The sequence below is a fragment of the Dietzia cercidiphylli genome (assembly GCF_014145145.1).
Lineage (GTDB): Bacteria > Actinomycetota > Actinomycetes > Mycobacteriales > Mycobacteriaceae > Dietzia > Dietzia natronolimnaea.
Genome location: NZ_JAALEA010000134.1, coordinates 1 through 6,670, shown reverse-complemented (window position 1 = coordinate 6,670; position 6,670 = coordinate 1). Strand labels below are relative to the sequence as shown.

Below are 6,670 nucleotides of genomic sequence, written 5' to 3'. Positions count from 1 at the left end.
CCCAGCGCCGCCCCCGCGGCTCCTGCGACAGCGCCGGTCGCGCCAGCGGCGACCGCACCCATGCCGGCCGCACTGCCGCCAGCCACTGAGGCGGACACCGCCGGGGCGACCACCCGCATCAGTGCCGGGAGAACCAGGCCTGCAGCAGCCAGCAGCAGCATCGACGACACCGCCTCCATCACCGACGGCGCCTCGGTCCCCGAGGACATCCAGAACGCCGCCAGGTACAGCAGGGTTGCTACCGGCTTGAACAGCAGCGCCGCCACCACGAAACCGATCATCGACTTGAATGCCTGCTTGCCTGTGTTCATCGCAAACGATGCCGCCGCGAGCGGCAGCAGACCTACCACCACCACCAGCAGACCCTCTCGGACCACTAGAGCGACCATCTGCGCCAGCGCTCCCAACAGGGCGAACACCACGAGAATCAGCACCGCCGCCGGACCAAGGCCGGTCTCCTCGTCGATCAGAGCCACCGCATTGATCGCCGCCGCGGGATCCCCGCCCAATCCATCGGTGAGCCACTGAGCCGACACCGCATCCGTGGCCAAATGCAGGGACAAGATCACCACCGGCAGGGCGGCGCCGGCCAGAATGAAGTTGAACACGAGCTGGCCGACGTCCTCGAAACCATCACCCAGGCCGCGATTACGAGCGATCGCCATCCGAGTGCCTGCCACGATCAGCGACACCACGAACAGCAACGCCTGCGCCCACAGGGTCAGATTGAATATCCCCTCGACAGAGGAGGCGAAGTCAGCGCCCGAGAACGGCGACTCCTTGATCCACATCGTCATGATCAGCGCCAACGACTGCGCGTTGCCCTCAAGAAGCGATTTGACGAAATCGCCAATCGGATCGCCCCAGAATCCAGAGGCAATCGCCTCGGCCGCATCGGTTGGATTGAGTGCCGCGCCGACGGTGTTGCAGGCGGCCGACTGAACACCCCGGACCGGGGCCGTGAGTGTCTCTCGCAGTCCGCCGGCATGGGCAGACTCCCTCATCCAATCGTGTGCCCCCGTATCGGAGAGCAGACCGCCGTCAAGGAACCCGCCGCCGACCTCGCCGTCTCGGCACTCCTCGTAGAACGACTGGAACTCGTTCTGATCAGTGTTCTGGGCGGCGGCTGGCGCCGCCACCGCGACCGAGGCCAACACAGCGGCCAGGAGGGCGACTGCCAGCTGCGTGAGGCGTCTCAGATCCACAGCACCCACGACCGATCCAGCTCCTCGAGCGCCGGCAAAGACCGCCCAGAGACGATCTCCCACTGTTCGCCGGTCCAGGCAACAGACACGCGAACGACTGGATGCTCGGTAGCGCTCACGTCGATGGTGTCGACCTGGCCGACTGCGTCCGCCACCGACGGCATCGCCGCATCGACGGTGCAAAACTCGGGAGAGCAGTGGCTGAAGCGGAACCACCGGGGAGCTTGAAAGCCCTCGGCGGCCCGAAGTGCTTGCCCCTGTGCCGCCGTCCCGCGGTTCCGGAGCTCCTCAAGCAACCCGGGCTCCTCCGCGACGAGCTCGGGGGCATAGCGCTGCATGAAGTCGGCGTACACCGGCCCCATCTCCAGGCCCAGGCCGATGTAGTTGGCGGTGAGCAGGGCTGCTCCGCCTGGTGAACGGGCGTAGCCAGTCATGACGTCTTCCTCGACGTCGGTGGGGCCGTCCGAGGTGGACACCATCAAGGTGGTCCCGCTCGGAACGCGCTGCAGTGTCAGGCCTGATGGTGCGGCCACCTGTTCGGTGCCGGCGGGGAAAGATCCAGCCTCTTCGCTCTGCCCTAGGGGTTGTCCTCCGGGGACCTCCACGACCGTGACTTGCCGACCCACGAGGTCACTTACCACTCGCCCCGGCTGGACTGCGGGCGTTGAGACGACAGGCGCCGAGGTCGGCTCCGGTGCAGGCGCCGCTTGGCCGGTTTCTTCGTCCCGTCCGGTCATGGCGATGACCAAGACCAACACCACCAGCGACACAACCAGTACTGCAGCGGCGGTGATCCACGTCTTCTTCGTCATTGGTTGTCCTCGTCCCAGGTCGTGAACCCGTCCAGCGTCTGGATCTCGGCGGCGTCGATGTTGTCGGCCTGCGTGGGCAGAACGACCTTCCAGTCCGCCCCGGTCCAGGCGAGCTGCACCGGGTAAGCAGCCAGGAGGGGCTCTGGCTCGTCGGCGGACGGTGGAGTGGAGGTAGCCAGCAACACGATCGCCCGCTCGGGTGAGTAGTCGGTGACCTTGAAGCCGGAGAACGTCGTCGCCACCGCCGGGTCAACTGCTCCGGACACGCTCATCAGCACCCGGGCTTGCGCCCACTGGTCACGCCCCGGGCCGGGAGCCGTCACCGTGCGCACCACCTCGGGCCAGGTGGCATCCGGGGCCGTGGCCAAGGCCGCCTGACCGTTCGCCGCCGCCAGCGCCGCACCCTGCGGCGTGTGGCTGTAGCCCTGGGGCGGGGACGTCCTTGCCGGGCCGTCGGCACGGGAGGTGGGAACCTTGAGCCCTGCGACGTTTCGCCAGGTGAGATCGGCAGGCGCAGCGGCGACGTCGACGGCCGGGGCCTCAGTCTGCTCATCTGTTGAGCAGGCTGAGATGGGTAGCAGCAGCGCTATCGCCGCAGTGATGAGAACCCGTCGCACAGCTATCTCTCCTTCTAGATGAAAACGTCGGCGATGTGGCCGGCGGAGGCCACGATCAAACACCCGACGATGACCTTGATGGTGATCGCCTGGATCGAGGGCCCGTACTGGTCGATCAGGCGGTTGTCGATCGTCAGCAGCGCGCCGATCGCCATCACCCCGGCGACCAGGACGGCGGTGGCGCCCCACTTCACCCAGCCGACTGCCTGGGTGAAGCGGGTCATCGCCTCGGCCGGTGGCCCAACAGGACTGGTCGGGGGCAGCACCGCGCCCGGATCCTGTGCCAGGACGGTCACCACGTCGGCGAGCACGGCTCTAGGAGACCAGCGCGTTGACGATGGGGCCGGCCAGCATGATGAGCAGGCAGCCACCGATGATGCGGGCGACCGTGGCCTGGACCTCGTCGCCACGGCCCGACGAGCGGGCCATGATGAAGTAGGCGCCGGCGGCCATTACGCCCATGATCCCGATCGCGATGCAGCCCCACATGAAGTACGACAGCGCGGTGTCGACCTTCACGCCCGCTCCGGGGATTTCCTGTGGGGACAGGTTCTCCCCGACGGCGATGATGTGCTCGGCCACCGGGGCGGCGGCGTGAATCGTCTCGACAAACATGGAGTTCTCCTTGTGGTCTGGTGCCCACGGATGAGCTTGGGGTCAGGACTTTGTGGTGCGGCCGCGCCACCGCTCGGCGGCGGCGCCGAAGACCTCAGCAGCGGCGGTGGCCACCGACGGCGGGACCGCGTCGGTGGGTGCTGGTGGGCGGGCAAACCGCTTCACCACCGGGGCGGTGTAGTTGGGCGTCCACGTCGCCAGCTCGGGCGGTGTGGTGGTCAGCAGTTCGGGAATCCAGTCGATGTGCCAGCTCGCGCCCGCCGCAGCGGCGACGAGCTCGCGGCGGCGCGACAGCGACAGTGCCGGTTTGTCGGGGGTCGCCGCGACGGTCACAAGGCCCAGTAGTGAGCATCCGCCGACCGCCCCGGCCTGGTGTTGGAGACACAACCGGTGCGCGGCGTCCAGGCCCGCGGCGTGCATCCGAGCGACGACGACCACGAACGGCGCGGCATCAGCGGCGGGCCACCCACGCCGACTGTCCGCGGCAGGTGCCCACATCGACTCCAAGGTGGACACCCCGGCCCCGCCGTGAGCGCCCAGTAGCCAGATCACCGGCGCCCGCCCTGCCGGACGCGGCACTGGCGTATCCCACACCGGGGACCGGTCCCCTTCAGTGGGGGCCGCCAACCACCCCGGCACAGAATTTGACGACCGGTCGCTGGGAAGCTTGTGCGCGCTGGTCATGCTCGCCTCCTTGTCTTCGTCTGCCGCCCGGCTCACGCAGTCACAGAGGCCAGCGCCTCGGACAGGGCCGAGCGGTCGGCGGTCTGCGCAGACGCTGCGAGCTGCGCCAGCTGGTCTTCCCCGGCCCCGGATCGAACTAGCTCCCTGCGATCCAGACCAGTCGACGTGGACCCTGGCTGCTGGTTCACCGGCTCGAGGCCCCGCGAGATCGCGATGTCGTTGGCCGCCGCGATCGCCCACTGCTGGGTGATCGCGGCCGGGGACTGACCCGACGCCGAGAACGGGGTGCGGTCGTACATGCCGTGTGCGTCGATCGCGTTCCAGGTCTGGGTCTCGGTGGCCATTTCCACCAGACCCGTGGTGTCGGTGACCGTGTGCTCGATCTCCCCGACCACTCGCCGCAGCCCCGAATCCACCGTCGCCGGAGTGATGACCTCCGCCGCGGACACTGCGAGCTGGCCGACCAGCACCGCCGCTCCGGCTGCTGGATTCGCAGCCCCCGCCAACGCGATCTGCGCAATGTTCTGCGGCGTCAGCGTCTTCTTGGCCACGGTGATGGACGCCGCCAGCGCCATGCCGGCGAGCTTGGTCCCGGCCTCCACCAGCATCGCGGTCGGATCGGTTGGGGTCTGGATCTGAGTGGGGTCGCTATACCGCGCCATCCGAGACAGCGTCGTGTTGCCCCGGCTGGCCGGGGCAATCGTGAAACCGCTGCCCTCGGAGTACTCCACGTCCTCCGCGATGGTCTCTGCCGCCGTGAACAGCACCGATTGACCAGTCACCTGGGCCACATTCACCAATGCCTGCACCGGATCTCCCCCGGTTTCGCTCTGCCCGGCGATGTTCGCCACGACCTGAAACAGGTCCGAATCCGGCGGGGTATCGCAGGCCAGATCCCCCGGGACACAGAACGACGCGACACGATCGGCCACCGCACCGAAATCCGGGGCGGAGGTGTTGGGCGAGATCCCGCGCCCCTCAGGGGTCGGCACCCCCTGGCCGAGGCTGATCGACGACACCGCGGTTCCCTCAGTTCCCGGGACCACTCCCGGACTGGTGCGGGTCGGGCCCTCCTGGAACACCGGCGCCCCCTGCGCGCGGGTGGGATCACTCATCAGCGCCGCCCCGGCGAACTGCTCCGGATCGACCGGTCCGGAACCGGCCCCGATGTCTCGAGCAATCGCCGAAGCGACCTGAGCGCCCTGGCTATAGCCCGAGACGAAGATCTTGGTCTCAGGGCACCGCTCGATCGTCTCCTTGATGAGCCTCTTGCCGTTCTCGATCCCGACCGTGACGCTCTCGGCATAGCTCGACTGGTCCTCCGACGGAACAAACCCGCCGAACGACGCCGGATACGGCACGTACGTGCGGCTCATCCGCGTCTCGCCGTCAGCGTTTGCCGCCCGCACGGTGGGACTGACCACCCGGGCCATCCAACCGGTGTCTGCGTCGGTCTCGGAGTTCTTCGACGACTCCGTCGTCCCGTTCACCGCAACGAGCTGCACCAAGGGGCACTCGTCGCCTTCGGGAAGTTCCACCTGCGAGGTCCCACCAGCCGACGACGGTACGGATACCGTCGAGGTCAGCGGGCTGGTTGTGGTGCTGGTCGGAGTGGTGGTCGACGTACTTTGGGCGTGAACCGCCCCGGATTGCATGACTGCCACCAACGAGGACGCAGTGACCACGGCGCCGATTCTGGCTGCATTCCTCGACTTCATTCCCGGGCTCCTTCGGAGTGCTCTTCGATCGACACGATTTGGACCTTGCCGTCTGTGCGGGTGGTCTTTACGCGCTGGTTGTAGGTGGTTTCTGTGCCATCGGGTGCGGTCTCGGTCAGCTCGACCAACGCCGCATCGTCGCCGTCGCTCGCGACCCGAAGGCAGTGCGTTGTACCCCGGGCCACGGAGTCGATGCCCTCCTGGAGCGCATCAAGATCGGTGATCTGGGAGTCCTTTGCCAACAGCGGCTTCATCTCGTCGGCGTCTCTCGCGACGTAGTAGGCGTGTTGGAAGGCCAGTACGACACCGGCAACCGACTTTTGATCGCCTTTGCCGTTGCCCGAGACGGCGGTGGCCGACTCGGAGGTCTCACACTCCGACTCGGCCACCGCCCCGCCCTCGCCTGCCACCGCAGTCGGCGGAAGCTTCAACGTCGGAGAGGCCGACGTCTCCGGACCCGACAGCAGGGAGGACATCACCCAGGCGCCGGCGCCGATTACCACCAGCACTGCCGCGATGACGCCTACGAACAGCAATCTGACGCGCCCCCGGTTGTCGGCCCGACCTGGCGTGGTCTGGTCGGCAGCCGGGATCGGGTCGGGTAGGTCGAACCACTGCTCGTCAGTGGAGGAAGGGCCGGTGGGGACTGCCTCCAGATGACGGGCCTCCTCCCGATCGTCAGCAGAATCTGACGGCTCTACGCCTGAGAACCACTCGGGCTGATCGTCGTCTGCACTCACCACTAGCCCCTCTCCCCTGCTCGATGTCGGTCAGTTGAAGTGGACCGGCGGGACGCCCGGGATGGCCAGGCCGTTGATCGACCCGGCGGCCGCGTCCTTGGCGTTGTTCATGCCGTCGTGGAACGCGTTCTCGACGCCCGTTGCAGCATGGGGGTTGCTCGCCACCGCGCCGCCCAGGCCGAGCGCTGCCGACCCTCCGCCGGCGGCGACACCGGTGCCGACGATTCCTGCGGGAACTGCCCATGCGGGCGCGGTGGCAACCGCCGCGGCGGCACCGGC

General features: G+C 67.8%; 8 protein-coding genes and 1 pseudogene. All 9 read right to left on the bottom strand.

The genetic code is table 11. The features are described 5' to 3' along the window. A pseudogene (locus G6028_RS05610) lies at window positions 1-1,214 on the bottom strand (hypothetical protein); the annotation flags it as partial. Beyond that, window positions 1,196-2,017: a DUF8175 domain-containg protein gene (locus tag G6028_RS05605; RefSeq protein WP_182658285.1), complete on the bottom strand. Its 822-nt coding sequence runs from the start codon at window positions 2,015-2,017 to the stop codon at window positions 1,196-1,198. The gene G6028_RS05605 and the pseudogene G6028_RS05610, both read right to left, overlap by 19 nt. After that, the gene (locus tag G6028_RS05600; protein WP_308161416.1) at window positions 2,014-2,634 is read right to left on the bottom strand and encodes a DUF8175 domain-containg protein; all 621 of its coding nucleotides are present in this window, start codon (window positions 2,632-2,634) and stop codon (window positions 2,014-2,016) included. The genes G6028_RS05605 and G6028_RS05600 overlap by 4 nt, the downstream gene beginning before the upstream one ends. Window positions 2,635-2,648: 14 nt before the next feature. Then, window positions 2,649-2,945: a hypothetical protein gene (locus G6028_RS05595; protein WP_017838656.1), complete on the bottom strand. Its 297-nt coding sequence runs from the start codon at window positions 2,943-2,945 to the stop codon at window positions 2,649-2,651. A 4-nt stretch (window positions 2,946-2,949) separates the two neighbouring features. Next, entirely contained in the window at window positions 2,950-3,249 is a 300-nt protein-coding gene (locus G6028_RS05590; protein ID WP_017838657.1) for a hypothetical protein, read from the bottom strand. 42 nt (window positions 3,250-3,291) lie between these two features. Then, a complete protein-coding gene (locus G6028_RS05585; protein WP_338404155.1) occupies window positions 3,292-3,933 on the bottom strand; it encodes a DUF6668 family protein in 642 nt (213 codons plus the stop codon). Between the two features lie 32 nt (window positions 3,934-3,965). After that, the gene (locus G6028_RS05580; protein ID WP_182658283.1) at window positions 3,966-5,471 is read right to left on the bottom strand and encodes a cutinase family protein; all 1,506 of its coding nucleotides are present in this window, start codon (window positions 5,469-5,471) and stop codon (window positions 3,966-3,968) included. Between the two features lie 176 nt (window positions 5,472-5,647). Continuing rightward, a complete protein-coding gene (locus G6028_RS05575) occupies window positions 5,648-6,391 on the bottom strand; it encodes a DUF8176 domain-containing protein (protein ID WP_182658282.1) in 744 nt (247 codons plus the stop codon). 30 nt (window positions 6,392-6,421) lie between these two features. Beyond that, the coding region (locus G6028_RS05570) for a hypothetical protein (RefSeq protein WP_182658281.1) at window positions 6,422-6,670 on the bottom strand (249 nt) is incomplete at its 5' end.

Coding starts and splice junctions, on each gene's coding strand:
- G6028_RS05605 (WP_182658285.1), bottom strand. CDS start 2,017: ATGACGAAGAAGACGTGGATCACCGCCGCTGCAGTACTGGTTGTGTCG.
- G6028_RS05585 (WP_338404155.1), bottom strand. CDS start 3,933: ATGACCAGCGCGCACAAGCTTCCCAGCGACCGGTCGTCAAATTCTGTG.
- G6028_RS05590 (WP_017838657.1), bottom strand. CDS start 3,249: ATGTTTGTCGAGACGATTCACGCCGCCGCCCCGGTGGCCGAGCACATC.